Annotated in this window: 21 protein-coding genes and 1 pseudogene; 7 read left to right on the forward strand and 15 right to left on the reverse strand. The window is 65.4% G+C overall.

Annotated features, from left to right (window positions below):
* Window positions 1-37 precede the first annotated feature (37 nt).
* From LGT36_RS13140 to LGT36_RS13160, 5 genes are all read right to left on the reverse strand, one after another.
* Window positions 38-799 carry a DUF429 domain-containing protein gene (locus LGT36_RS13140; RefSeq protein WP_226096735.1) on the reverse strand — a complete coding sequence of 254 codons (762 nt, stop codon included), beginning with the start codon at window positions 797-799 and terminating at the stop codon, window positions 38-40.
* A gap of 40 nt (window positions 800-839) precedes the next feature.
* On the reverse strand, window positions 840-1,985 hold the full coding sequence (locus LGT36_RS13145) for a restriction endonuclease subunit S (RefSeq protein WP_226096736.1): 1,146 nt from the start codon (window positions 1,983-1,985) through the stop codon (window positions 840-842).
* Entirely contained in the window at window positions 1,982-3,439 is a 1,458-nt protein-coding gene (locus LGT36_RS13150) for a class I SAM-dependent DNA methyltransferase (protein WP_226096737.1), read from the reverse strand. The genes LGT36_RS13145 and LGT36_RS13150 overlap by 4 nt, the downstream gene beginning before the upstream one ends.
* An 87-nt stretch (window positions 3,440-3,526) precedes the next feature.
* Window positions 3,527-4,669, reverse strand: coding sequence for a reverse transcriptase family protein (locus tag LGT36_RS13155; protein ID WP_226096738.1), 1,143 nt, complete (start codon window positions 4,667-4,669; stop codon window positions 3,527-3,529).
* 191 nt (window positions 4,670-4,860) lie between these two features.
* Window positions 4,861-6,099: a hypothetical protein gene (locus LGT36_RS13160; RefSeq protein WP_226096739.1), complete on the reverse strand. Its 1,239-nt coding sequence runs from the start codon at window positions 6,097-6,099 to the stop codon at window positions 4,861-4,863.
* 144 nt (window positions 6,100-6,243) lie between these two features.
* Between LGT36_RS13160 and LGT36_RS13165 the strand changes: the two are divergent.
* Window positions 6,244-7,415 (forward strand): annotated as a pseudogene (locus tag LGT36_RS13165) (IS3 family transposase).
* 80 nt (window positions 7,416-7,495) lie between these two features.
* Here LGT36_RS13165 and LGT36_RS13170 read toward each other — a convergent pair.
* Window positions 7,496-7,732 (reverse strand): glycosyl hydrolase family 65 protein, encoded by a 237-nt coding sequence (locus tag LGT36_RS13170; protein ID WP_370634319.1) that lies wholly within the window; start codon window positions 7,730-7,732, stop codon window positions 7,496-7,498.
* Window positions 7,733-7,833: 101 nt separating this feature from the next.
* On the opposite strand from LGT36_RS13170, the gene LGT36_RS13175 reads away from it, so the two are divergent.
* From LGT36_RS13175 to LGT36_RS13185, 3 genes are all read left to right on the forward strand, one after another.
* Window positions 7,834-8,688, forward strand: coding sequence for a TIGR04255 family protein (locus tag LGT36_RS13175; protein ID WP_226264632.1), 855 nt, complete (start codon window positions 7,834-7,836; stop codon window positions 8,686-8,688).
* Between the two features lie 509 nt (window positions 8,689-9,197).
* Window positions 9,198-9,521 (forward strand): hypothetical protein, encoded by a 324-nt coding sequence (locus LGT36_RS13180; protein WP_248642112.1) that lies wholly within the window; start codon window positions 9,198-9,200, stop codon window positions 9,519-9,521.
* A 10-nt stretch (window positions 9,522-9,531) separates the two neighbouring features.
* The gene (locus tag LGT36_RS13185) at window positions 9,532-10,437 is read left to right on the forward strand and encodes a hypothetical protein (protein WP_226095679.1); all 906 of its coding nucleotides are present in this window, start codon (window positions 9,532-9,534) and stop codon (window positions 10,435-10,437) included.
* Window positions 10,438-10,444: 7 nt separating this feature from the next.
* Here LGT36_RS13185 and LGT36_RS13190 read toward each other — a convergent pair whose 3' ends face one another.
* The 6 genes from LGT36_RS13190 to LGT36_RS13215 all read right to left on the reverse strand — a co-directional run bounded on the left by LGT36_RS13190 (window position 10,445) and on the right by LGT36_RS13215 (window position 18,908).
* On the reverse strand, window positions 10,445-12,901 hold the full coding sequence (locus LGT36_RS13190) for a GH36-type glycosyl hydrolase domain-containing protein (protein ID WP_226095680.1): 2,457 nt from the start codon (window positions 12,899-12,901) through the stop codon (window positions 10,445-10,447).
* Window positions 12,902-13,026: 125 nt separating this feature from the next.
* Window positions 13,027-13,866 carry a pyrroline-5-carboxylate reductase gene (proC, locus tag LGT36_RS13195; RefSeq protein WP_226095681.1) on the reverse strand — a complete coding sequence of 280 codons (840 nt, stop codon included), beginning with the start codon at window positions 13,864-13,866 and terminating at the stop codon, window positions 13,027-13,029.
* Window positions 13,867-13,972: 106 nt separating this feature from the next.
* On the reverse strand, window positions 13,973-14,719 hold the full coding sequence (locus tag LGT36_RS13200; protein WP_226095682.1) for an ABC transporter permease: 747 nt from the start codon (window positions 14,717-14,719) through the stop codon (window positions 13,973-13,975).
* Window positions 14,716-15,447, reverse strand: coding sequence for an ABC transporter ATP-binding protein (locus LGT36_RS13205; RefSeq protein WP_226095683.1), 732 nt, complete (start codon window positions 15,445-15,447; stop codon window positions 14,716-14,718). Before LGT36_RS13205 ends, LGT36_RS13200 begins: the two co-directional genes overlap by 4 nt.
* Before the next feature lie 39 nt (window positions 15,448-15,486).
* Entirely contained in the window at window positions 15,487-16,086 is a 600-nt protein-coding gene (locus tag LGT36_RS13210) for a TetR family transcriptional regulator (RefSeq protein ID WP_226095684.1), read from the reverse strand.
* 2 nt (window positions 16,087-16,088) lie between these two features.
* Window positions 16,089-18,908, reverse strand: a complete 2,820-nt coding sequence (locus LGT36_RS13215; protein WP_226095685.1) for a hypothetical protein — start codon at window positions 18,906-18,908, stop codon at window positions 16,089-16,091.
* Window positions 18,909-18,989: 81 nt separating this feature from the next.
* Here LGT36_RS13215 and radA point away from each other — a divergent pair, with 81 nt between their 5' ends.
* A complete protein-coding gene (gene radA, locus LGT36_RS13220) occupies window positions 18,990-20,369 on the forward strand; it encodes a DNA repair protein RadA (protein ID WP_226264631.1) in 1,380 nt (459 codons plus the stop codon).
* A gap of 6 nt (window positions 20,370-20,375) precedes the next feature.
* Here radA and LGT36_RS13225 read toward each other — a convergent pair whose 3' ends face one another.
* On the reverse strand, window positions 20,376-21,002 hold the full coding sequence (locus LGT36_RS13225; RefSeq protein WP_226095258.1) for a hypothetical protein: 627 nt from the start codon (window positions 21,000-21,002) through the stop codon (window positions 20,376-20,378).
* Between the two features lie 60 nt (window positions 21,003-21,062).
* Here LGT36_RS13225 and LGT36_RS13230 point away from each other — a divergent pair, with 60 nt between their 5' ends.
* Both LGT36_RS13230 and LGT36_RS13235 read left to right on the forward strand, forming a co-directional pair.
* A complete protein-coding gene (locus LGT36_RS13230; protein WP_226095257.1) occupies window positions 21,063-21,968 on the forward strand; it encodes an A/G-specific adenine glycosylase in 906 nt (301 codons plus the stop codon).
* Between the two features lie 107 nt (window positions 21,969-22,075).
* The gene (locus LGT36_RS13235; protein WP_226095256.1) at window positions 22,076-23,209 is read left to right on the forward strand and encodes a DUF2510 domain-containing protein; all 1,134 of its coding nucleotides are present in this window, start codon (window positions 22,076-22,078) and stop codon (window positions 23,207-23,209) included.
* Window positions 23,210-23,245: 36 nt separating this feature from the next.
* Here the strand turns inward: LGT36_RS13235 and LGT36_RS13240 are convergent, their stop codons facing one another.
* Window positions 23,246-24,262 (reverse strand): aldo/keto reductase, encoded by a 1,017-nt coding sequence (locus LGT36_RS13240; RefSeq protein ID WP_226095255.1) that lies wholly within the window; start codon window positions 24,260-24,262, stop codon window positions 23,246-23,248.
* Window positions 24,263-24,309: 47 nt separating this feature from the next.
* Complete coding sequence (locus LGT36_RS13245; protein WP_226095254.1) at window positions 24,310-25,497, reverse strand: hypothetical protein; 1,188 nt, start codon at window positions 25,495-25,497, stop codon at window positions 24,310-24,312.
* Window positions 25,498-25,558 lie beyond the last annotated feature (61 nt).

Genomic DNA, 25,558 nt, shown 5'->3' on the forward strand with positions numbered 1-25,558 from the left:
CACGTTGCGACTGGGATGGTGCTGGTCTGCTCGTACTCTATCGACTGGTCGCGACGGGATCTCGAGGCAATGCCGGATGAGTTGGTGGCGGAGGGGCCACGATGTAGCCCACGTCTACCGAGCCGTAGACCTGAAGGGCGCCCGGACGTTGATGCCAGAGCCAGGCAAGGTGCGCGCAGAGGATCGCGTCGATCTCGTCCTCAATGCGATTGAGGTCGCCCGGCCGCGGCGATGCGATGATACGGCGGATCTCGTGCCATCGGGTCGATTCCGCGAGCCGCAGTTCGGGGACGCTTTCCAGGCACGTCGCCAGTAGGTCGAACCCGGCTCGGCGATCGCGGCCCTTCTTGTAGAGGATGCGCCGCGGCAGTGCGAAGAGCCCAACCAGGGCGGGGTGCGGGTAGACCTCGATGCACACAGGCGCGCCTTGACCGGTTGCGGTGGCCGGGTCCGTGTTCCAGCCGAACCGCTCCGCCAGTGTTTCGGCTCGCGGTGGGTTGAAGTAGGCCTTGCCCTTGTTCGATGTGTGGGCGGAGGCCCCGTACTTGCCGAACGCGCGGCCGATGAGGGTCTCGGGGACGCGCTGGCCGGTGAGGTTGGGCACGATCAGGGGCGCATCGACGGCCACGACGACGGGGTGCGGCGCAATGGTGTGGAGCCAGGCGGTGATCTCATCGTCAGACTTGACGGTCGCTGAGTCGACGAGTTGACCCGACGCATCGACGGCGGCGAGCCCTGTCGCGTTGCGCTCGCCCCACGCGAGGTCAATGCCGACGGAGCGTTCTTCCGTGGTTGTCATTCGCCCAGATGCGTCTTGGCGATGACCGCCGGGGCGGAGCTCACAACTGCCCGCTGAACGCGCGTGACTGCAGTGATTCGAAGAGCGCCGTCAACCCGTTTGCGACCGCCCGTGCTTGGAGCTTCATCTCGCTTACGGGTGCGACTCGGGCTACGAACTCCTTTTGCCGCGCGACACTTGGAACAACGATGTTGAACTCTCGAATCGAGGCGAGGTTCACGGTTGGCTGAGCGATACCTCGGGCGGCGCGTGCCGCTTGTCGCCGCAAAGGCGCTGATGAAAGTTGGGCGCTGAGGAAGTCTGGAAGCAGGACATCTTGATCGGGTTTGATGTGGGCGATATGGCGTTGAAAGGCGAAGGGATCCTCGGTCCTCACGACGGCCGGAAACCCATAACTGCCAACGGTGGAGTAGAGCACGTCACCAACGTCGATCGGACAACGCCGTGTCAGTGTTCGCCACACGTCATGAGATATGTGTTTCTTTGTTTCGAAGTCAATCTCCCCAGATGTGATGTTGCTTACGAAAAGGAACGGGACGCCCTGATCCGACCACTCTGGCGATTGGTGGGTTCCGTCTGTTATCCGCAAGCAGACGTCGCCTAGCGCGACATTGTTTGCCTCAGTGCCGAACATGTCGTGGAAGATCGATTGGGTCAGGGTGTCGAGGCGGGTGAGGACCTGGCGGCGCTTGGCGCGGAGTACATCCGCGTGGTCGAGGATCGCGGCAATCCGTCGCTGCTCGTCGATTGTGGGTAGCGGGACGAGGATGCGCTCGACTGTCTTCTTTGACAGTTCCTTGAATGTGGCGCCGTTGCCCATGGACTGAAGGTGCGCGGTATTGGCGCGGAGCCAGTGGTACAGGTATTTGGCGTCAACGCGGGGCCCTGGAATGAGGCTCTTGAAGCCCTGATTTGTGGCCATCGGAACGGAGTTGATTGCCACGTGACCGATGGGAGCGCGAGAACTTAGCAGCACAGATCCTTCGGGCAATACCCTTGCCGCGCAACTCTGCAGCCCTGCGTCAGTGATCATCCGCGGCGTGTCGTAAATGTAGGGGCCGTCGAGGCGACTCAGGTCCGCAGGCGTAGCCCACCGGACATCGCCGTGCCAATTGTCTGGGTCGCTCGTACGAGGAGTTGCGCCTGACACAATCTCGACGACTTCACCGAGTGTGACACTCTTCACGAGAGCATCGCCTTGAGTTCGGCCAGTCCCGTCGTGATCTCGCCCTCCAAAGCTTCAATGTCGGCGATGATGTCGAGCGGGGCGCGGTGCTCGGCTTCGTCGTGGACGACCTCCCGGTACCGGTTGAGCGAGAGGTCATATCCCTCGGCGACGATGTCCGCCTTGGGCACGGTGAAGGACTTCTCGGTGCGGGCGCGCTCACGTTCGCTCGTGGCTCGCGATGCCCACCTTGCCCGGACTTCGGGCAAATCGTTGGCATCGATGGAGTTGCGCTTGTCGTCGAGTGAGAAGCCGTCGGCCTGGACGTCGTAGAACCACACGTCGTCCGTGCCGCCCGAGTCCGTCTTGGTGAAGAACAGGATGGCGGTCGAGACGCCGGCGTACGGGCGGAAGACCCCCGAAGGGAGCTTGACCACTGCGTCGAGCTTCTGGTCCTCAACCAAGGCCTTGCGCAGTGCCTTGTGGGCGGTGGATGACCCGAACAGCACTCCGTCGGGCACAATTACTGCTGCGCGTCCGCCTGGTTTGAGGAGCTTGAGGAACAGGGCGAGGAAGAGCAGTTCGGTCTTCTTGGTCTTGACCACGCGCTGCAGGTCCTTGGACGTCGACTCGTAGTCGAGGGAGCCCGCGAAGGGCGGGTTCGCCAGGATGAGGGTGTACCGCTCCGCGTCCTCGCTCGCGCCTTCGGAGAGTGAGTCGCGGTAGCGGATGTCGGGCGACTCGATGCCGTGGAGCAGCATGTTCATGCTGCCAATGCGAAGCATCGTCGCGTCAAAGTCGTAGCCGTGGAACATCGACGTGTGAAAGTGGTTGCGCTGGGTCGCATCGGTAAGGGCGGTGGGGTGGTTGTCGCGCACGTATTCGCTCGCCGCCACCAAGAAGCCCGCCGTGCCGCACGCGGGGTCACAGATCTCGTCATCGGGCCGGGGCGCCATCATGTCCACCATCAACTGGATGATGTGGCGCGGCGTGCGGAACTGGCCGTTCACCCCAGCGGAGGCGATCTTGGAGAGCAGGTACTCGTAGAGGTCGCCGTTGGTGTCGCGATCGGTCATGGGGATCGCATCCACCATGTCGACCACCTTGCTGAGCAGGGCAGGCGTGGGGATTGTGAAACGCGAGTCCTTCATGTGCCCGCTGTAGGTGGAACCGTCCCCGCCCAGTTGGCGCAGGAACGGGAACACCTCATCGGCGACCGTTTGGTGCATCGTCTCTGGGTCTGCGCTCTTGAAGTTCTTCCAGCGCAGGTGGGCTTGGTCGGGCTGGAAGATCGGGTCTTCGAGGGTGCCGGTGACGCGGGCTTTTTCCTCTTTAAGCGTCTGGAGGTCGTCGAGCCTGCGGATGAACAGCAGGTAGGTGATCTGCTCGATCACCTCAAGCGGGTTGGAGATTCCGCCGGACCAGAACGCGTTCCACACGGCGTCGATTTTGCTCTTCAGTTCACCGGTGATCATGGCGTCCACTGTACTGTCGCCGATTGCCCTGCTTCGCAAACAGCGCGCGACGCCCAAAGGGTGTTCGGCGCCGCGGGGCTCGCCGCGCTAGCGCTCGGATCCTATCCCCGCAGGGTAATTCGTGGCGTTGAGGGCCGCAGTCCAGCGCGCGCGTACGGAGGCCGCGTATGCCGGTTCGATTCCCTGAGAAAAGGCGATACAGCCGTCAACGTGGTTGATCAAACTGAACGCTGATCGAAAACCGCGGTGGTTCGTGTGCGCGACCAACCCGAACTCCGACACGCCGCGTACGTGCGTGCTGATGCGGCGTTTGAACTCAGGCACTAGTCGGACCGAGTCTCCGTCGACGAGCAGTCCGAGCACGACATGTCGTGCGCCTGGTGGGATCACTCTCGTCTTGGTGTCCTGCAACTCAAATCCGTTGCCTGCCGCGATCCTAGCTACGCGTGCAATGAGCTCGCTGGCGTCTCGCCGTGTGAATCCAGGGCCCGCCGATATCGCGATATCGTCTGAGTACCTCGTGACGGCGACGCCCCGTGTCGTCGCTAATTCGCTAAGTTGTTGATCGAGTCTGAGAGCAACCAAATTCGCGAGCGCGCCGCTTGTTGGTGCTCCTTGCGGTAGTACGCCTCGACTTTCGACCGCGTAGCTTGGCACCGACGCGTATCGTCGCTTGCCGCCGAGAGACTGCATCCTTGGTCCGGCGGGGCGAGTGCAGATCCTGGCCATCTCAAGGCTCACAAGGGGGCCATAGCCAAGACGCCGGAATGCCGAATACACGGCGTTCTCGTCGATGGAGCCGAAGAAGTTTCTCAGATCCAGTTTGATTAGCCACGAGGCGCCGAGATGCACGTTGGCGCAATCCTTGATGGACACTCCCGTGGTGTACGCGAAACTGTTGGGATGTGTTCGTGTCGACCCAAGCACGTGCTCGAGTATCCAACGCTGAACTTGCATCAGGAGTGGGTCGGGTACAGAAATCGGGCGAGAGCCCCCGCCGGATTTGGCCCGCGTGTGCTCAGAGTAGGGATCGCTTGTCCGCTCGACGATTTCACGCAGATAGGCATACCGCGTGCCGGTTAGGGCGGCGAGGTGTCCGAGGCTGAGAACAGGGCGGCGGTTTGTCTCTTGAATGAGACGCGACCGCTCGATCGCGGAATTGAGCGTCGCCTCATCGCGGCCGAGGGCGCGCCCGGTCTTGAAGTAGAGGTGAGGAGAGTCCCTTGTCACTTACCTTTGGCCTCCGGCCCCGAAGGGATCGACGAGCGCTGTCGCCAGACAGCGTAGGCCTGACGCGCTTGTCGATTCACGCGGAGGCGTGTGATCGTCCGCAGAGCACAGTGAGCTGTACCCCAAGGCACAAGTGCCATTCGGATCAGCACTACGTGCTGATCGGGTCTCTAAGTAACGCGGTTCTCTCCTCACCTCAGACTCGTAGGGTAGTACGGAACATCTGGGAGTGGGGGTAAGGGCTTGAGAGTACGAACGGCTCGCTTGCTCGCTCGCAGTTCCGCTGCGCCGGCTTCAGTTAGTGCGAGCCCATCGTCGATGAGCCCCAGAAGAGTGAGCGCAGTGATCGCCGCCTCGACCTCCGCATGAGGCAAACCGAGCCTTGCCGCGATGCGGCCGGTCCTCTGCTGACGCGAATGCAGTAGCGCTAGCACTGCCAGCAGGAGTCGCGACTCGGGCCGATACGGTTTCTCGTCGAGTGCCCTTGCGAGGCGGTGGTGCCGCACCCGTTTCACCGCCACCGGGATCGCGACGCGAGGGCGGTCGGCGTCAAGGTCGAGGAGAAGCTCGGGATCGATACTGCGTCCGCTGAAGAAGTGATGCCAGCGCCTACCTTGTCGTCTGAGCACGAAGGGCAGGTTGTTTGGCACCGTTACATCCGTTGCGAACAGCCCTCTGCTCCCCGCGTACCCCAATGCTTCGCGGCTCCGCTTGGCAGGGGTGTGCTTGGTGCACAGCTCCTGCACGGCAATGACTTGTGAGGCGTTCCAGCCCACGGTTGTGAAGTCGGCTGCAGTCTCGACTGAGTAGAGCCGGTCAAGAGGCGACCCGGGCTTTGTCAACGAACCTTGCGCCTGAGCCGTCGACGCGAATGCGAGTGCAACCAGGCTGAGGTGACCTGACGAGCGCCAGCTCCTGATTGTGCTATTCCGAACAATGGTTCGCGCAAACTCTCTTGTCTGGTTTCCGCTTCCGATGTAGTCGGTGAGAATCACGACTGATCGATACCTACCTTCGCGCAACGCTTCCCGCTGGTCGTGCGAGGCTGGCGTCGTCGCGAGACTCTCAACCACCGCTCTGCCTGGCCGGTACCGCCTCACGATGTTGCGCACGAGAGTCGCAGTTGGCCCTTCGCTACCGGGAGCTGGGCCGTAGGGGGTTGCTAGCGAGTAAGTGCCAAAGAGTTCATGCCTGCTCCGTGAATCTTCGAGAGGAGGCAAGTCCGCCAGTCCGCGTTCCGGCACGAGGAGCACGGGAGTCTCAATCTCGCCCGACATGATCAAAGCGTCCAAACGCGAATTCAGTTCCTGGTGCATCTGGCTAGTTGCAGCGACCCTAACGCCGTCGACCAAGAGCTTGGCCGTCTCGCGCTCCTTTTCGTCGAAGTTCTCGAGCCAGAGCCTGCCCCGCTGCGTCTCGCTTGGTCTCATGGCATTCCACTTGCTCTGGTTGGCCGCTGGGTTTGTCTTGCCAACCTACTACCCAGTGGCGTTGGGCGACCGGGGGGGCTGGTGCAGTGATTGGTGACAACTGACTTCTGGGATCCGGGCGGGTCCTGGTGGAAGGATGTTGTCATGTCTAGAGCTTTTCCTGAGGAGTTTCGCCGTGACGTGGTCGCGGTCGCGCGGCGCCGTGAGGCGCCGCAGAAACAGATCGCCGAGGACTTCGGGATCTCTCATGCGACGTTGTCGAACTGGTTGCGTCAAGCCGATGTCGAAGACGGTGAGAAGCCAGGGGTGACCCGTGAGCAGGCGCAAGAGGTGCGGGAGCTGCGTCGGCGGAACCGGCTTCTCGAGCAAGAGAATGAGGTGTTGCGTCGTGCGGCAGCGTACTTGTCGCAGGCCAACCTCAGGCTCGGTGGCCACCCAAAATGATCTACCCGCTCGTCCGCGAGTTGGCCGTGGACGGCGTGCCCGTCACGGTGACGTGCCGGGTGCTCAAGATCGCACGTCAACCGTACTACCGGTGGCTCAGTGACCCGGTGACAGCGCTGGAGTGGGTGCAGGCGCATCGGATGAATGCGCTCGTTGATGCTCACCGCGAGGACCCTGAGTTTGGTTACCGGTTCCTTGGCGACGAGGCCGAGGTCGCGGGGTGGCCGATGGCGCGCAGAACCGCGTGGTCACTGTCCGCTCAGGCGGGCCTGGTGTCGGCCACACAGCGACGCAAACGGGGCAAGGCCACCAAGGCCGGCCCGCCCGTGTTCGACGACTTCGTGAGGCGCATCTTCAGGGCCGACCGCCCGAACCAGGTGTGGCTCACGGACATCACGGAACACCAAACGGGTGAAGGCAAGCTCTACCTTTGCGCGGTCAAAGACCTGTATTCCAACCGCATCGTGGGCTACTCGATCGGTGACCGCATGCCAGCCCAGTTGGCCGTGAGCGCCCTGAACAACGCCGTCGCTTCCCGCGGCGACGTCACCGGATGCGTCCTGCATGCCGACCGTGGATCCCAATTCAGGTCCCGGAAGATGGGCCACGCACTGAACCGTCACCACATGGTCGGATCCATGGGTCGCGTCGGCGCTGCCGGGGATAACGCCGCAATGGAATCGTTCTTCAGCCTGCTCCAAAAGAACGTGCTGAACAGGCAACGGTGGGACACCCGCCAAGAGCTCCGCATCGCGATCGTGACCTGGATCGAACGGACCTACCACCGGCGCCGCCGCCAAGACCGGCTCGGACGCTTGACCCCCATCGAGTACGAGACCATCATGAACACACCACTGGCCCTCGCGGCCTAAACCGAACTGTCACCAGTTCCTGCACCAGCCCCGGGCCTGTAGTGGACAGAGTCGCAATTCGTGCACCAAGTCGGCTCGACCTAACCCATCGTCACGGTGAGCACGGCCCCGTCAACGAGCGCCTCGACGGGCACGAGTGCCCCCCGCTTGCCCTCGTCGTCCAGGGCTGCAACCTCCACCCCGTCGATGGTGACGGAGGAGACGCCGGTCGCCAGGCCGTCCACATTGACCACGTTGATCGTCAGGTTCATCCCGCGGAAGCGGCGGGTCACGGCGAAGCCGTCCCAGCCTTCGGGCAGGCACGGGTCAATGCGCAACCCGGACAGCCGGGGCGGGATGTCGGCACGCGACGCAGGTGCCTTGGGAGCCGATTCTTGGACAAGCCCGCGGCCAACCCACCGCGAACCGTGCTAAATTCGTGATTAAGAACCGTTTTGCGCAAGCCGCTGCCACGTTTTACACAGGAGTCGAGATGGTCCAAGAGCTCGCATTGCCGACACCGCTGGACGAACCGCTTGCGAACACACCGCTGAAGTTGGTCCTGGCGCAAGTTCGTCACGATCGAGCTCCGCAGGTTAGTGAGCCGAATACACTGCTTGCGGTACAGCGCGCACTCGATGAGTGGTTCGTTGAAGCCATGCCTTTTGAACAGCAGGACTTCAACTTCACAGCGGGACCGGGTGGGGCGACCGCTACGAATGCCGATCGCCACGTGGGTTGGCAGCTGAAGTCGTCTGATGGCAGTTGGATCGTCACGCTGCAACCTGACTTCTTCTCAATCGAAACCCGTGACTACACTGGCTGGGCCACGTTTATTGAACGTTTTCGGGCGCTTTCCGGCGTTGTGTCAGAAACCTACGCACCTAAAGTTGAGCATCGTTTAGGTCTCCGGTTTGTGGACGAGATCTCTTCGGCGGACAGACGAAGTGCCTCGGACTGGTCCGGGAGGATCCGCCCTGAAGTGCTCGGGTTGCTAAACGACAAGGACTTTGGGCAGTCGGTTCGTGCATCGCAACAGGTCGTCGAGCTCCAGGGCCCCAACGACACTCGAGTTATCTTCCGTCACGGATTTGAGCCAGCAAGCGGCCAGCGGTCCGGTTCGACGTACAGGCTTGACCACGACTGTTTCCGTCAACGAACCCTTCCATTCGACACAGATAGCTTGATGGGTGCGCTCGAGTCGCTACATACGCTTGCGTTGCAGGTCTTTCAGAAGGCAATCACGCCCGAACTCTATGCGGAGCTAAAGGGTGATGAGGTGCATGCGTCATGACTGAGACCGGTCCGGTTAGCACCGCAGATGCGGTAGCGCCGATGGTAACCGCCGATGCCACCGAGTTCGCAGTGCTGCATGCCAGGGTTCCGAGTGTGCTTTCACTGGCCGGGCCACTGTCAACTTCGGCTGAATCTCTCTGGTGGTTCGGTGGGGTGAACGCTTGGAGGTCTGTGTCATCCAGTCTATTCTCCGAGACGTCGTCCGGTGACTTGGGTGAACGCCAGCTTTGGTGGAGTTCGATACTCATCGACGCTCTGAGTTGCAGTACACAGCCTGCCGCGGACCATTCAAGTTCTACAGCTCAACTCTCAACGAAGTCCGTAGCTGGAGATACGATTCCCGCGTCCATCGGGGACCGGCGCCTGTACGCGCTCGCGGCCATTGATCGCCTGCGCAGGTTGCTCAGAGCGACTCAGGCCGAAACCGCGGAGCTTGTGGGTGTCTCTCGACCAACATTGTGGCAGTGGACGAATGGCCGTACTCCTCAGGCAGGTACGTTGCGCCGAGTGCAGGAGGTCGCAACTGTCGTGGATATCCTTGCGGACGCTTTTGGGGGCGACGATGAGTTCTCGGTCGACCGAGTCCAGGGTGAACTCGCGCTGGGTTGTTCTCTGCTGGAGTTTCTGGCGCTAGACAATGGGCCATCGCAGATACTCGATCGCATCTTTGTGACGGAACGAAGGGACCGCCGGAGTCGGCACATGCCCTCCGCCGCCGAGGCCGTCGCGATGGGCTCGGAACTTGATCACCAGCTGAAACTCGAGCTTGGGTCGGTGCCCGAGCCCACAAGTCCTGTGAGGCCAGTGCGCCGCCTCGGAAGCATCGACTAGGCGGTTCGCGGTGATCGATGGCAGGCTTCCAGCGTCCGGGGATGAGTGGCCTGCTGGCTTGCGGGAAACCCTCGCGGCGTTTGAACAGGGCCACCTTGTTGCGGGGGTTCCGTTCTTCTACTTTTCGCATCCCGAACTGCCGATATTCGCGCGCATGGGGGAAGTGGGTGATGGTCTGGTTTGGCACGCCGAGGAGTTTTCCTACGGGGCAATCGTGTCTCAGACCTGTGATTTGCGAGAAGAGGGAAGGAAGCAGCCCCGAAGAGCGTGGATCCACGTGTGCCCTGTTTACCGTGCAGACGTCCCGGGCTCCGGAATCGACAAGAGTATGCAGGGGCATGTTAAGGCCGGACGGGTGGACTATCTGATGGAGGTCCCCAGTCTTGAGCAGGAGGGGTTCTGGGTTGCGGACCTGCGACTGGTGGTGCCGATCGAAAAGAGTTGGCTGCTTGGCAAGACGCCTATCGATGGATTTGCAGATGAGGCCGGACGCCGATCGATTGGTGAGCGTTTCGCTGCAATCCACAATAAGCCGGCGTTCGACGACCGCTTTGTCTCGACGGTCCAAACGCCGCTACTGGAGCAGCTTAGGGCGCTCGCCAAGGCCGACGACGCCCGGTACGAAGCAGTCACCAAAGACGTTTGGGCAGTTGCGGTCAGGAACGACAGACTCGTGGAGATGTCGATGGACGCTGTCCAGGTGTTTGTATTAAGTCATGAGCAGTTGAGCAACGAAGCCCAGGAGTTCTGGATTGAACAATCCGAAGATTGGTCGGAGTCGGCGCTAAGGTCGAACGATCAACACCTCATGCCTGTTCGCTTTGAGGTGTTAACAGAATTGTCTGCGGCAGACTTCTTGTCACTCCAGGTCGTGCCTCTTCGCGGCATGACCCCTCACCCATTGTGGGACTTGTAGCCGTCTCTCAGCCCATCGTGACCGTGAGCACGGCCCCGTCCGACAGCGCGCCAACCGGCACCAAAGCGCCGCGCTTGCCCTCGTCGTCGTCCGAAGCAACCTCCACACCGTCGATGGTGACGGACGAGACGCCGGTGGCCAGCCCGTCGACGTTGACCACGTTGATCGTCAGATCCATCCCGCGGAACCGGCGCGTCACCTGATAGCCGCCCCAGCCTTCGGGAAGACACGGGTCAATCCGCAGCCCGGACAGCTCGGGCCGGACGCCCAAGATGTACTGGGTCACGCCCACGTAGGACCACGATGCGGTGCCGGTCAGCCACGGGTTGCGGGCCTGGCCAAAGCGCGGGGACTCGGGGCCGTGGGTGAACTGGCAGTACACGTAGGGCTCGACCTGGTGGAGTTCGGCCTGGTCGTTGTACTTGGCGGGCAGGAACCCGCGGTAGTACTCGTAGGCACGGTCGCCGCGGCCCAGGATGCCCTCGGCGACGATGGTCCACGAGTTCGCGTGGCAGAAGATGCCGCCGTTTTCCTTGTGGCCCACGGGGAACACCAACAGGGACAGGCCGACGCCGGGAACCTCCTTGGTATGCGCGGGGGCACACAGGGCCACGCCGTGTTCGGTGGACAGTCGCTCATAGACAGAGTCCATCGCGCCGATGGCGCGGGCCTCCGGAACGGTCTGCGAGATTGCGGCCCACACGTTGGGCTCCAGGTAGATCTGGCCCTCATCCAGAGCCTTGGAACCCAGCTTGGCGCCGGTCGAGGAGATGCCGCGGATGTACCAGCCGCCGTCCCACGAGTTTTCAAGGACGACTTCGAGGTCCGCCAAAACGCCCCGCGCCCATGCCGCATCGTCGTCGCGACCGGTCTGCTCGGCGAGCTCCGCGATGACGCGCACGCCGTTGGCCATCAGGAAGGTGGAGAACATCGATTCGCCCGTGGTGCCGAACTGCAGGCAGTCGTTCCAGTCCGCCTGCAACCCCTGCACCAGGCCGTTGTTTCCCAAGTGGTTCAGTGAGAACTGGATGGCCTGCTTGAGGTGCTCGAACACCGTGGCCGAGCCGTGGTCGGCGTACGGCAGCACGGTGTCGAGGTAGCCGGTGTCGCCCGTCTCGTACACAAAGTTCGCCACGGTGATGGGTAGCCACAACGGGTCGTCCGAGCGGTACTGCTCCAGCGTCGGCGTGGCCTCGTGGCCCGGCCGATGCGTCAACGGCTTCACGAGCGGCATGGCACCGCCCTCTTCGGTTTGCCCGGTGAGGATCATGTCGAGGCGCTCGCGGACGGCGTCTGGGATCGCGTGAATCACCGCGAGCATGTCCTGCACCGTGTCGCGGTAGCCCAGGCCGTCACGGTCGCCGGCCTCGATCAGGCTCACGCCGCGCGACCAGTTGAACGTCATGTGCGTCTGGTACGCGTGCCACACGTTGATCATCGAGTTCATCTGCTCGTCGGGGGTAGCCACCTGCAGAGGCGCCAAGAACTCCCGCCACTCCTCGCGGATCGCCGCAAGCTCGCGCTCCACCGCCTCGGGCGTGCCAAACTCCGCCATGATCTCCCGGCCCGGGCGCACGGCCACGCCGTCGGCGTCCTCCCACTCGGCATCGGGCGCGCCCACGCCCATCATGTAAATCACGTGACGCGTCTCGCCGGGCTCAAGTTCGAGCGTGGCCTGGATCGAGGAGCAGGCGTTGTCGCCCGTCGCCTCGGAACCGGAGCAGTGCCCGCGCTCCACGGCCATCGGCGCCGACTGCGTGCGGTAGTCGCCCAGGAACGCGTCGCGGTCCGTGTCGAAGCCCGCCACATCGGCGCCCGCCATGCCGAACCACAGCTCGGACGTGTGATCGCGCGTCGAGTTGGTCCGGTGGATCATCCCGTCCTTCATGCGGCACACCACCACGTACTGCGAATACTGAAGGTTCTCCAGGTCCTGGCGGTAGTTCCACTCGTTGGACAGCTCGGCGTAGGAGAACAGGGAGACGGTGCGCGGCTTGGCGGTGGTGTTGGTGACCTTGACCGACCAGTACTCGAACGCCTGGCCCTGCGGGATGAAGAACGTCGCCTCGGAGTCGATGCCCCTATAGGAGGAGTGGAAGATCGAATAGCCCAAGCCATGGCGCACGGACGACGCCTGGGTAGGGTTGCCGGCAGCGTCGGCGTCGTCCCCATCCCGGCCCTGCAACGGCTTGCCCACGGGCTGCCAGGACGCGGACCAGAAGTCGCCATCGGCATCGTCGCGAAGGTAGACAAAGCGGCCGGGCTCGTCTTGCGGCACGCCATTGAAGCGGAACCGCGTCACGCGCCCTGTGCCGCCGGACTTGTAGAAGGAATACCCGCCCGCGCCCTGCGTGATGATCCCGCCGTACAGGCGAGACCCCAGATAGTTGGACCAGGACCGCGGAGTGTCCGGGCGCGTGATGACGTACTCACGCGCCGCGTCGTCGAAGTGGCCGTACTGCATGGGAATCCTCCGGGAAGGTGATGCCAATGTGGTCCCTCCCGCGCGGCGCCGATGCAGCCCTGGGAGAGCGCTCACAAGCCTAGCGCCCGAATGTGACCGGGCAGTTGCTCGGTGGCGCGGTGCGACTAGTCCCCGGAGAGTTCCACCGCGAGTTCGCGGGCGCGGCGGTCGGCGGCCGCCAACCCCACGGCTACGGTGGTTTGCAAGCCGGCGTGGCTCATCGCCTCGAGCGCGGCGAGAGTGGTGCCGCCCTTCGAGGACACGCGTGCGCGCAGCTCGCCGGGCGTTGCGCCCGAACTCTCCAGCAGACGGCCAGCGCCGATCAGAGTCTGCTTGGCGAGGGCCTCGGCCACATCGCGGTCCAGGCCTTGGGTGATCCCGGCCTCGATCATCGCCTCGACGAACGCGTAGAAGTACGCGGGGCCGGACCCGGACACCGTGCTCACCGCGTTGATGTCGCCCTCGTCCACCGTCACCACAAGTCCCGTCGCCGCGAGCACTCGCGCCGCCACCGCAAGGTGTGCGTCCGTGGCCGATGCGCCCGCGGCGATGGCGGTAGCGCCGAAGCCGACCAGGGCGGGAGTGTTGGGCATAGCCCGCACCACGGGCGTCCCCGCGGGAAGCCGCGCCTCGTAAAACGAGGCGGGCAGTCCCGCTGCCACCGTCAGCAGCATGCTGCCCGGCTTCACGTGCGGGCCGAATTCGGCGAGCACCTCGGCCGCGTCTTGAGGCTTGACGGCAAACACAATCACGTCCGCGCCCGCCGCCGCCTCCGCCAGGCTGGTGGTCGTCATGAGCTCGTGGGCCGCCGCGAGGTCCGCGAGGGTCTCGGTGCTCTTGTCGGCCACTGTCACCGACTCGGCGGACCAGCCGCCATTGCGGACGCCGGCGGCGATGGCGCCGCCCATGACTCCGCCGCCGATGATGGCGACCGTGGACGAGGGTGCGGTTGCGATGTCAGTCATGCCCCCAGGCTATCGGGCAGCGCCGACTTTGCAGAGGGGCGGTGCGTGAGTGCCCCGCAGGATGGTGCTAGCAGGTGCGGAGGGTGCGTGAGTGCCCCGCAGGGAGTCAGTCGGTGCGGCGGCGCAGCGTCATCGCGCCCAGCACCAGCGAGCCAGCGATGAACGCCACCAGGATGGCGACAGGGCCCCAGATCCCGTCCCCGTTGCCCGCAAGTACCTCGTTGACCCCATCGATCGAGTAGCTGACGGGCAAGACGTTGGAGATGTACTCCAGCGCGACGGGCATATCGCTCCTGTTCACAAACAGCCCGGCGAGCAGCAACTGAGGGATGATCACCAGCGGCATCATCTGCACGGCCTGGAACTCGGTGCGCGCTACGGCGGAAGCGAGCAGCCCAAGGGCGGTTCCTACGAGTGCGTCGAGCACCATGATCAGACCGAGGCGCCACAGCCCCGTGGGAATCTCGAGCCCCAGCGGCCACACGGACCACGCCGTCATCGCGATGGCCTGGACCGTCGCGATCAGGCCAAAGGCGAGCGCGTAACCCAGGATGACGTCGGCCTTGCCCGTAGGGCCAACCATGAGGCGCTCCAGCGTGCCCGACTGACGCTCGCGCAGCATCGTGATGGACGTGATGATGAACATCAAGATCAGGGGGAACAGGCCCATGATGCGGGGCCCGATGGTGTTGAAGATCGGCCCGGTGGGCGGCACGGGGGACTCGGAGAAGATGTACTGCAGCAGCCACGTGAGGCCCGTCGGAAGCACGATCAACATCGCAAGGGTGCGCGGGTCGCGGCGCAATTGGGTCAGGACCCGCTTGGCGGTGTTCCAGGTCAGCGCGAGGTTCATGCCGCGTTCCTCTCGGTGAGCGCCAAGAAGGCGGCGTCAGCGTTGTCGGTTCCCGTGTCGGCGAGGATGGCCTCGAGGGTGTCGTCGGCCAAGATGGCCCCGTCGCGCACGAACACGAGCCGGTCGCAGCGGATTGCCTCGTCCATGACGTGCGAGCTCACCAGGAGGGTCTTGCCCGCGTCGCGGAGCTCGTGAAACAGCCCCCACAAGTCGCGGCGAAGGGCGGGGTCGAGGCCGACGGTTGGCTCGTCGAGCACGAGCAGTTCCGGATCGCCGACGAGCGCGGCGCCGAGCGAGACTCGAGACTTCTGACCGCCTGACAGGGTGCTCACCGGCCGGTCTGCCGCGTCGGAAAGCCCGATGTGGTGCAGTGTCTTCGCCACCGCGTCGGCGCCCTCGCCCATGGTCTTGGCGAAGTAGGAGAGGTTCTCCCTCGCCGTGAGGTCGGGGTAGATCGACGGCGCCTGGGTGACGTAGCCGATGCGGCTGCGCAGTACGGGGGAGCCCGCTGGGTGACCGAGTACCTCGACCGACCCGCCAGCGACGATCTGGGCGCCGACGATGGCGCGCATCAGCGTGGTCTTGCCACCTCCCGAAGGGCCGAGCAGGCCGACGATCTGGCCGCGCGGCACGTCGAGGTCGATGCGGGGCAGAACCTCATTGCCGCCGCGAATCACGTGGAGCGCGCGGATGGAGATGGCCGCTCCCTCGGAGCTGTTATTCCTCATGCGGGGAATTGTGCTCCTTGGTGGCGCGGCTGTCAACCGCTAGGGGACTTCGTCGCGCAGCAGCCGCGTGATGATGGGGCCGAACCGCGCGATGAGGGACTCGGCGGGCTCGGACGCGAGCGGTTCCATCTTTGCTGAGTGCCGGAGCATGGCGAGGCCGAACACCTGGGATGCCGCCGTCGCCGCTGCGCGCTCGGGGTCCTGTGCGCCCACCGCCGCTGCGACGCGTTGAATGACTCCCTTGACGATGAGCTCGCCCACATACTCGGCCATCTCGGGGTAGTCGAACGCCGCCCGCATGAGTGCGACCACTCGTGGGCCTCGCACGGGGTCGTCCCACACCTCGACAAAGAACGTCATCACCCTGTCGCCCACGTGGGCGGGATCCCCTTCAGCAATGCGGTTCGCATGTGCCGCAAGGTCGATGGGTGGCCGCATCGCCTCGAAGAACAGCTCCGTCTTTGAACTGAAGTAGTGGCGTACCAGCGCGGGATCTACCTCCGCTTCGCGCGCCACCGCCCTGACGGAACCGCGTTCGTAGCCGTCGCGGGAGAAGACGACGCCCGCCGCCGCCAGAATCTCTGCGCGAGTATCGGGGCCCCCGGGGCGCGGGCCCCGTTTGCCGCCCGTGCTTGCCACGACTAGACCCCGTAGTGCTCGTAGAAGTCCAGAACCTCGTCGGCAGGGCCGGTCAGCACGAATACTGCCGTGACGTTGCGCCACACCACGGTGTCTGTAGTGGGCGCGTTCAGGACCGCCCTGTCCCCCACTTGCTCACCGTCGACCATGACGGGTTCCACGTCGTCGGCGCCCTCCGCGTAGGCGTCGTACGCGGCTTGAGCGTCGGCCTCGTTGTAGTGCTGGTACGCGTTCACCACAAAGTCAGGAGTACCCGCCCCGGCGTCGTAACTCAGGGTGTGGTGCTCAGCGACGCGGGCCGGCAACTCCTCCTCGGTGAGCGGGTCAATGCTCTCGTAGTCGACCAGCACGGCAGTCTTGACGGTGTCCGGCAGCGCTGCGAGAAAGTCGGTGGGCTCCTCGATCTCCACTGGCTCGTTCGACGGCGCGGCTGGCTGAACTGTCTCGGTCGGCACAGGCAGGGTGATGGGCTCCGGCATCAGAAACATCCGATAGATCAGCACGCCCGCACCGGCGGCCACCACGATGCCGAGGGCGAGCCACAGGATCCAGCGCTTGCGCCGGCTCGACGGCGGCGGGGCGACGCCCTGCTCGCCTTCGGCGGCGGTATCACTCGCGGGTCCGGCGCCGGCAGCGTGACGCGCGGTGCCGGAGGCGTCGCTTGTCTCCGCGGTGCCCTCCGCCGCTGAGCCGACGGGCGGAGGTGCAGTGACAGGTACCGCGCCAGATGGCGGATCCCCGACGGCGCGGCGAGACACGATTGGTTCCTCACTTCCCGACCGAGCGACCCAGTTGTCGCGGCCCTCTTCGGCATATGGAGCGCTCATGTTGGTGCGGGCGCCAGCGAGTGTCTCGGCATCGAGCGATGCGCCCGGCATGATCGACGGTGCTCCGAACTCGACGTCGTCTTCCCTCACGGCCGCCCACGGCCTGCTGGGGGTCCTGAACTCGCCAGAAGGCGGTGGGGAAGAGCTCAGTTCGACGCGTGGAGCGTAGGCGGGTTCATCCGTCTGTGGCACGTCCACGTCAGAGAGCGGGGACACCGGTCGCGGCGCCGGGGGCGCGAAACTCACGGACGGTGACTGCGTCGGCGGTTCGTGAGCTGCCGGTTCAAAGCGCGGCACGAACGGCTCCTCTTCGCCGAACGACGGGAAGGGGTCGTCGTTGTCGTCTACCTGCGGGATCCCACCAATGGGGGTGGGCGCTCCCGCCGCTTGGAGGCTCGCGTTGGAAACCGCCGACGCGCCAAGCTGGTGCACGGCGTCAGTCGGTGCCGGCGAGAACTCCGTGTCGCCAGCAGGCTCACCTGGGGCGTCCCAGGAAGGCACGGCGGCGGCTTCGGATGAGTCCGCGTCGTCGCCGTCTCCTGAGCGAGGCAGGATCTCCGACGCCGGTGGCGGCAGAATCGGCGCGATGATCTCGGCCTCGTCCGCTTCGATCGGCGTGGGGATACTCCCCGAATCGGCAGGAGACCAACGCTCTTGTGGTGCGTCGTCGGGGTCGGGGTCGGGGTTGGAGTCGAAGGTGGGTCCAGCGTCTGCGACGTCATCGTCTTCGTCTTCGTCGGCGTCGAAGACCTGCTCCGGTTCGGGCTCGGGCTCGGGCTCGGGCTCAGGCTCAGGCTCAGGCTCAGGCTCCGGTTCAGTGGGCGGCTCAGTGCCTAGCGAAGGACTCGCCTCCTGCTCGGATTCTTGCTCCGTGAGCCAAGCCCAACCCGGCTTGACCGCGGGCGCAGCGGGAGCCTCCGACTCGGGCTCAGGTTCTGGCTCCTGTTCGGCCTCGGCCTCACCCTCGGCTCCAGACTCGGAACCTGCCTCGACCTTCGGCTCGAGCGCCGCCTCCACTTGCCACGGCGACTTCTGCTCGGACACGGCGTCGGCGTCGCCCTCGGGCTCGGGTTCTGGCTCCGAGGTCGGGGCGTAGGCGCTGTGCGGCATCGCTGGCTTGGTAGGCGTCAGATCGTCCGGGCGCACCGTCGGCACATTGCCGGTGACGGGTGGTTGAACGGGCGTCGATGGCGCCCATGCCTCGCTGGCACTGGGAGCGCGCTCCGGCTCGAACGTGCGGTCGGTCGAGGGACGCATACCGCTGAGGTAGGGGCTGGTCGGCGCGGCAGGCGTCAGTGGGGCAGCAGGGACGTCAGAGTCGGATTCTTGCTGCCCCGACGTGGAAGCGTCGTCCTGTGCGGAGACGTCCGCTCCATCGAGGTCCTGTATTCCGTCCCTAGCGTCGGCGGACGGCACGGCACGGTCGCGTCGAGCGCTGAAGAAGGCGGCCGCGGCGGCTGGCGAGGGGCTCGTCGGCGTGGGGGGCTCTGGCGGCACAAAGGGTTCCGGGCGCGCGGTTGGCTCGGGCTCAGGTGCGGTCTCCGCCTCGGGCTGTGCCGTTGAACTGGCCTCAGGCTCAGGCGCCGCGCTCGGCTGCCAAGGTGACTCTGGCGTCGGCGTCAATTGTTCGGGCTCGGACGCGGCGCTCGGCTGCCAGGGCGACTCTGGCGTCGGCGCTGGCGGCGCGAATGGGGAGACGGGACGTGGCGGCTCTGGCTCCGGTTCTGACTGCCGCGCGGGCGCCGCAGGGTTCCCGTACGGCGCATACGGCGCGGCCGACGGGGGAGGCGGAGGGGTGAAGGGCGAGGCCGGCCCAGGTGCCGTCGGTTCGCTCGACCGCTCGGTGTCGCCACCAAATTCGGAACCAGAAGGGGTCTGGGACTCGGTCGGCTCCGCAGCGTCTGGCTCGGGCTCGGACGCGTTGGTGCTGGTCTCCGATGGTTCCGGCGCGGGATTCACCGGCAGCCACGGGGGACGGTACTCATCGCTTGACATGCACTCAGGTTATGCCCAGGGGGGTGCGCCCGTCTGTTCGTGCGGCCCGCGCGTGTCAGATGTGGCAGGTAGCGTGACGCCATGGCCACTACCAAGAAGACCGCGCCCGCGTATCGGTGCACCGAATGCGGCTGGACCGCGGTCAAGTGGGTGGGGCGGTGTAGCGAGTGCCAGCAGTGGGGAACTGTGGTCGAGGTAGGCGCCACCGCAGGCCCCAGCACCAAGGCCACAGCGGTCGCCACACCTGCGCGTCCCATCGCCGACGTTCCCCGCAGTGAGTCAGCTCGTCACCCCACCAAGGTGTCGGAATTTGACCGCGTGCTGGGTGGCGGCTTGGTGGCGGGCGCGGCGGTACTCCTGGCAGGCGAGCCGGGCGTCGGCAAGTCCACGCTCTTGCTCGAGGTGGCAGCACGAGCGGCTCGCGACGGCACCGACGTCTTGTATATCTCTGGTGAGGAGTCCGCGGGGCAAGTGCGCCTGCGTGCCGAACGCATGGGCGCGCTCGAGCCGCGACTCAAGCTCGCCGCGGAGACGGACCTGGGCGTGGTGTTGGCCCACCTCGCAGCCGAGGCCCCAGGACTGGTGATCGTCGACTCGATCCAGACCATCGCGTCGGCGGCTGTCGAAGGCTCGCCAGGGGGAGTCTCGCAAGTGCGTGAGGTCGCCGCGGCGCTCATTCAGGCCACCAAGAGCTCCGGCGTTCCCATGGTGCTCGTTGGCCACGTCACCAAAGACGGCTCCGTGGCTGGGCCGCGACTCGTGGAGCACCTCGTGGACGTCGTGTGCCAGTTTGAGGGCGATCCGCACTCGCCGCTCCGGCTGCTGCGAGCGCTCAAGAACCGCTTCGGTTCGGTAGACGAGGTCGGGTGCTTCCAGCTCGTCGACTCTGGCATCGAAGAGGTCCCCGACCCTTCCGGTCTGTTCTTGACGCAAACGGGGGAGCCCATCGCCGGCACATGCGCCACGATCACCGTGGACGGCAGGCGCGCGCTTCCCGCGGAGATCCAGGCTCTCGTCGCGCCATCGGCGCTATCCAACCCGCGCCGTGCCACATCCGGCATGGACTCGGCCAGGGTGTCCATGATGCTGGCAGTTCTCCACCGGCGCGTGGGCGTCGCGCTCGTCGCGGACGATGTCTACGTTTCCACCGTCGGCGGCGCCAAGGTCGCAGAGCCCGCCGCAGACCTGGCCCTCGCGCTCGCGCTCGCTTCCGCGCGCGCCGATCGGCCGGTGCGCAAAGGCTTCGTCGCTGTAGGCGAGGTGGCGCTATCGGGCGCCGTGCGGCCAGTGAGCGCGATCGGTACTCGGCTGTCAGAGGCAGCCCGGCTGGGCTTCACCCATGCCATCGTGCCCGCTGGTGCCGAAGCGTCGGCAAAGGAAGCCGTCGGGGGACGCATGACAGTGATTGCGGTGGAATCCCTCGCCGACGCCGTGAGGGCTGGCGTCACGCCAGCCCAGTAGCCCGGCTTAGCCGGTCAACTGGAAGGTCGTGTCAGGGGCTTCGATCCCCTGGATCGTGAGCAGCGCGTGATACGTGCCGTTGCCAGGGGTGGCGCTCACGTCCGCACACTCCGGGGCGGACCGTTGGCGAGACCACGTCACGGAGAACGTCTCCTTCGCTCCAGGCTGCAACAGGAACTCGCGGGCGTTGATGGTCGCGTCCGTGGGGCAGTCGAGCGAAGAGAAGATCCGGTCGCTACCGGAGGTGATCAACAACTCCGTGTCTGCCGCCGCGGTGTCGAGCAGGCAAGGCGCGTTGCCGGTGTGCGAGATCGATACGTCGAACACGGGCAAGGCGCCTGCGCCAAACTGCCCAGGATTGGGAGTCGCCGTGAGGGAAACATCGGAGGCGGTGCACGCTCTCGACACATCGGTACCATCCGTTGCGCCATCAGACGGCAATGGAGATGTCGTGGCGTTCGTGTCCTCGGGGTTCGGGCTCACGCCGGCCTCGCCGTCGTCGCCACCACCTGGAGACGACCACAAGAAATACACAACGACCAAGAGCAGCACTGCGCCCACGATCGCGACGATGCGGCGGCGCCAGTACACCTCGGGGGGCTGACCGCCCACCGGCTCGCGAAGACCATCCATGGCGGGCCTCCTTCCGATGTCCTTACCGTAACCATGCTTGCCGCTGGAACAATGAAGGCCATGCCGTATCCAGCACACTCTGCCGAACTCAATATTGAGCGCGTCGGCGCCGTCGTGGGCTGGTACGACGCTCACGCGAGGGACTTGCCGTGGCGGCGTGCCGATTGCAGCGCTTGGGGAGTGCTCGTGAGCGAGGTCATGTTGCAACAGACCCCGGTGTCGCGAGTGCTGCCCGCGTGGGAAGGATGGATGGCTCGGTGGCCCACCCCAGCGGACCTTGCCTCGGCGTCTCAGGCCGACGCCGTGCGCGCGTGGGAGCGGCTCGGCTACCCGCGTAGGGCCAAGCGCCTGTGGGAATGCGCCGCCGCGCTTGTTGATCGGCACGCGGGGGAGGTCCCAGACGACGCCGAAGCCCTGCTCGCGCTTCCCGGCGTGGGCGACTACACGGCGTCGGCGGTGTTGGCCTTCGCGTTTGGGCGCAGCGCGGTCGTGCTCGACACGAATGTGCGCCGGGTGATCGGCCGCGCGTGGCACGGAGAACCGCTTCCGGCGACCAGCCTCGGCAGGGCGGAGAGGGACGCCGCCGCAGCGATCGTTCCAATCGATCACGCCGACGCCGCAAAGTGGGCGGCCGCGTCGATGGAGCTGGGGGCGTTGGTGTGCACCGCGCGCTCGCCCCGTTGCGAGGAGTGCCCGCTGGCGGACATGTGCGTGTGGAAGCAGTCCGGAGGAAAAGGACTTGACCTGGCGCCGCGCAGGACGCAGGCCTGGCACGGCACCGACCGCCAAGTGCGCGGGCGCGTGCTCGCGCTGCTGCGCGATTCGCCACGACCCGTGAACATCTCCGGAAGTGCTCTTCTCGACGACGTCGCACCGGGCCAACTGGATCGCTGCCTTGCGGGACTCATCGCCGACGGATTGGTGGCCTTGGAGAACCCGGAGCGCGGAAGCTACGCGCTCGCCTAGGTCGGCGCCGCCTCGTGGCGCGACTGATAGCGGACGACTCCCGGCATCACGCTGGAGGGGGTATCTTGTAGGCGCACCTCCACGAGCCAAGGTGCCGAGGAGGGGCCATGTCAGCGACAGCAGGTTGGTACGACGACCCGTCACAGTCGGGGCAGTTGCGCTATTGGGACGGGCAGCGGTGGACCGAACACACGCACGTCACGTCCGCGCCCGCTCCCGTCACCCAGGCGGAACAGGCTCCGGCCCAGACCGTCGACCAGGCTCCCGCCGCGACGACCGAGAGGGGCGCGCAAGCTTCCGCCTCGTCCGCCGACCAGGGCTTCGCGACCCCCGCCGCTGCCTCCTACGCGCCGCAGCCCGCGGACTCGTATGACCCGCAAGCGAACGCGTCGTACTCGCCCCAAGCCACTCCTCAGTCGGCCGGCGCGGCGTTTTCGCCGGCGCAGCAGGCGTACTCACCCGACTCGTACTCACCAGATCCCTACTACTTGCCAGACAGCGCGCCCAAGCGTGGCCTGGGCGCGGGTGCCATCGTGGCGATTGTGCTCGGCGCCCTCCTACTCCTCGGGCTCATCGGAGGGGGAATCGTCTGGGCGATCAACAACGCGTCATCCGACCAAGAAGAGACGCCTGCCGACCTCGAGGCGATCTTGTCGCCTTCGCCCGAGCAGACGGAGAGTGCCGAACCCACGGATGAATTGGGGTCCGCCGAGCACGCCGACATCCCTGCCGACTTCACGGTGCCGGCAGGCTTCGTGGAGCTTCGCCACCCCGAACTGGGGATCGCCTACGGCGTCCCGGCCGAGTGGGGTGACCTGACGGAGACGTACAGGCCGTTCTTTGGCGAAGAGCCTCAGATGAGCTCCGGCGAGTTGATCACGTTCCTTGAGGCGTGGTCGCCCGACGGCGGCGACATGCCAGGTGGCGACGAGGTGTTGGTACTGCACTCCGCGCTCCCTCGCGAGTACACGACCGAGCTCTATAGCTTGGGCGCGCGGCGTGGATTCGACGCTACCGGTGGCACGCAAACCTGGTCGGAGCCGCGCACGTACACCAACGATCGAGGAGTGAGCGTCACGGTCTCGACGGGCACTCCCGTGGAGTCCGGCAGCTTCTTCAGCACAGACATGTACATCGTGGGTGGCGGCGAATCGATGGTGCTGGTGCAGTGCACCTCGTACGTCGAGGGCGGCAACTGCGGCGCGGTCGAGGCGGCCGTCGCCACCATGTGGGTCGGCTAGCGCTCGCCTACGAGATTCCCGAACGGCGCTGAGCGGTCACAGCCACTCGGTGCCATGCACAGCGTGGGGCTCGATGGCGGTGAGTTCCTCTTCCGACAAGGGTTCACCAACTAGCGCCGCGACGTTGTCGCGCAGTTGCTGAACGCTCGAGGCGCCGATCAACGCGCTCGTGACGCGGTCGTCTCGCAGCACCCATTGGATCGCCAGTTGGGCAAGCGTCTGGCCGCGACCCACCGCGATGTCGTTGAGGGCGCGTGCCCTGTCGAGGTAGGTGTCGGTCAAGTTCTTCTGAGACAGGAACTGGCTGTGAGTGACGCGCGAACCCTCTGGCACACCCTTGAGGTAGCGGTCGGTGAGCATGCCTTGTGCGAGCGGCGAGAACACGATCGAGCCGACGCCTTCCCTGCCGAGGACGTCGAGCAGACCCTCCTCGGGCCGCCTGTCGAACATCGAGTAGCGCGGTTGGTGAATGAGCAGCGGCGTCCCCAGGTGACGCAGGATGCGAGTCGCAACCTCGGCGTCGTCCGGGCCGTAGTTCGAGATGCCCGCGTAGAGCGCCTTCCCCGAGCGGACCGCCTGATCGAGCGCCATCATCGACTCCTCAATGGGGGTGTCGGGGTCTGGCCGGTGGTGATAGAAGATGTCCACGTACTCGAGGCCCATGCGCTGCAGGGACTGGTCGAGAGAGCTCAGCAGGTACTTGCGGGAGCCGAAGTCGCCGTAAGGGCCTGGCCACATGCCGTAGCCGGCCTTGGTGGAGATCAGGATCTCGTCGCGGTACGGCTTCAGGTCGCGCGCGAAGATGCCGCCGAAATTGCGCTCGGCGCTGCCCGGCGGCGGGCCGTAGTTGTTGGCGAGGTCGTAGTGAGTTAGCCCCAAGTCGAACGCGGCGAGGATGATGTCTCGTTGCCGCTCGAGGCCGGTCGCGTCGCCGAAGTTCTGCCACAAACCCAAGCTGACCGCCGGGAGGCGGATGCCGGAGCGACCGCAGCGGCGGTAGGTCATGGAGTCGTAGCGGTCGGCTGCTGCGGTGTGCGGCGTGTGAACGGTCATGATGCCAGCCTAGGCAGTCGGACCGCGGGTTGTGCCAGTCTGGCGGGCTACGGACGTCCCAAGACGGCCGACGCTGGTACAGCGACGGGTCGACACGTATCCCCCTCGGGATAGCCAAAGGCGATCCAGTCGCCTGAGGCGACCAAGCGATCGCAGTTGGCGGACACGGTGTGAACGACCTTGGTCTCGCGGTCGACCACCAGGACGCGCCTGTCGAAGTCGCCAAAACTGAGCCCATGCACGGCTGCCCATTCAGGCGCAAGGAACACGTCACCGGCTGCACTCCCGACGAACGCCGTGGAGAGGGCTGCCTCCTGACCGTCTGTCCAGACGAGAGCTTCAGAGGTTCTGTCAACGCCCGCAGTGTCGCTTCCGCAGGCGTTGAACGGAACCGCACGGGCTATGGTTTCTGGCGGTACCAGCTGCCGCACCCCAGACGCCTCGCCCTGCATCACGCTGAATTGGTGCGCCTCAAGCGGCTCGCCTGAGGCGCCCGTCGCGACGTAGCCGAAGGTGCCGCCGTTTGGGTCACAGAGGTCACGCATCGGCGCAAGGGAAGCGCCTGTGTCGAGGGCGATGAACTCGCCCGTCGCGAGGTCGATGATGCCGGTCATCGACTCAAACGAGGAGTCTTGTGCCACTTCCATGACGAGGGCCACCAAGACGCCGTCCGCGACATGGAGACCGCCCCACTGCACACTGAGCGGTGCGCCGTCGCGAACAGGAACGGGCATTGGCTCAAGTCCGTCCGCGCTGCCGATGGCCATCGCGACGGTCGGCTCCTGGGCCTGAAAGACGAGCTTGCCTTCGCCATTGACGCTGACCCCGCGCACTTGCCACGCAACGGCCACCGAGCCTCTGTGGATCGAGCCAACGGCCTCGCCCGCAACATCGTCGGCTAATGGCTTTGGCTCGCTCAGGACGTGCGGTTCGCCGTCGGGGGTGACGACCGCGACTCCTGGCTGCTGCCCGACGATCACCGGGATGTTTTCGGCACCTGTGACCTCGTAGTCGATGCTTCGTCCGCCGTCATAGAAGGCAACCAACAAGCTGCCGTCGTCGTCCACATCCAGCAGCACGGTCTGCGAACCGAGGTTCGGCGCCCAGATCGCCACATCGTCGTACTCGAACGGCTCCGGGGTCTCCCTGGTGATGTACCACCCGACCGCTCCCGCCGCGCCGATCACGAGCACCACGATGGTGGCGAGAACGATGAAGACCCCCCGATGTTTCATGCCGCCACTCTAGTGAGCGCCGGCCCGTGGACGCGCACAGAGGGCACCGTCCCACGGAGAG

It is taken from the genome of Demequina sp. TMPB413 (genome assembly GCF_020447105.2).
Lineage (GTDB): Bacteria > Actinomycetota > Actinomycetes > Actinomycetales > Demequinaceae > Demequina.

Bases quoted from the DNA above. Each gene is read 5' to 3' on its own strand.
- LGT36_RS13200 (WP_226095682.1), bottom strand. From the start codon at position 14,719: ATGAACCTCGCGCTGACCTGGAACACCGCCAAGCGGGTCCTGACCCAA.
- LGT36_RS13225 (WP_226095258.1), bottom strand. From the start codon at position 21,002: ATGGATGGTCTTCGCGAGCCGGTGGGCGGTCAGCCCCCCGAGGTGTAC.
- LGT36_RS13245 (WP_226095254.1), bottom strand. From the start codon at position 25,497: ATGAAACATCGGGGGGTCTTCATCGTTCTCGCCACCATCGTGGTGCTC.
- LGT36_RS13235 (WP_226095256.1), top strand. From the start codon at position 22,076: ATGTCAGCGACAGCAGGTTGGTACGACGACCCGTCACAGTCGGGGCAG.
- LGT36_RS13205 (WP_226095683.1), bottom strand. From the start codon at position 15,447: ATGAGGAATAACAGCTCCGAGGGAGCGGCCATCTCCATCCGCGCGCTC.
- LGT36_RS13140 (WP_226096735.1), bottom strand. From the start codon at position 799: ATGACAACCACGGAAGAACGCTCCGTCGGCATTGACCTCGCGTGGGGC.
- LGT36_RS13215 (WP_226095685.1), bottom strand. From the start codon at position 18,908: ATGTCAAGCGATGAGTACCGTCCCCCGTGGCTGCCGGTGAATCCCGCG.
- LGT36_RS13190 (WP_226095680.1), bottom strand. From the start codon at position 12,901: ATGCAGTACGGCCACTTCGACGACGCGGCGCGTGAGTACGTCATCACG.
- LGT36_RS13150 (WP_226096737.1), bottom strand. From the start codon at position 3,439: ATGATCACCGGTGAACTGAAGAGCAAAATCGACGCCGTGTGGAACGCG.
- LGT36_RS13160 (WP_226096739.1), bottom strand. From the start codon at position 6,099: ATGAGACCAAGCGAGACGCAGCGGGGCAGGCTCTGGCTCGAGAACTTC.
- LGT36_RS13230 (WP_226095257.1), top strand. From the start codon at position 21,063: ATGCCGTATCCAGCACACTCTGCCGAACTCAATATTGAGCGCGTCGGC.
- radA (WP_226264631.1), top strand. From the start codon at position 18,990: ATGGCCACTACCAAGAAGACCGCGCCCGCGTATCGGTGCACCGAATGC.
- proC (WP_226095681.1), bottom strand. From the start codon at position 13,866: ATGACTGACATCGCAACCGCACCCTCGTCCACGGTCGCCATCATCGGC.
- LGT36_RS13240 (WP_226095255.1), bottom strand. From the start codon at position 24,262: ATGACCGTTCACACGCCGCACACCGCAGCAGCCGACCGCTACGACTCC.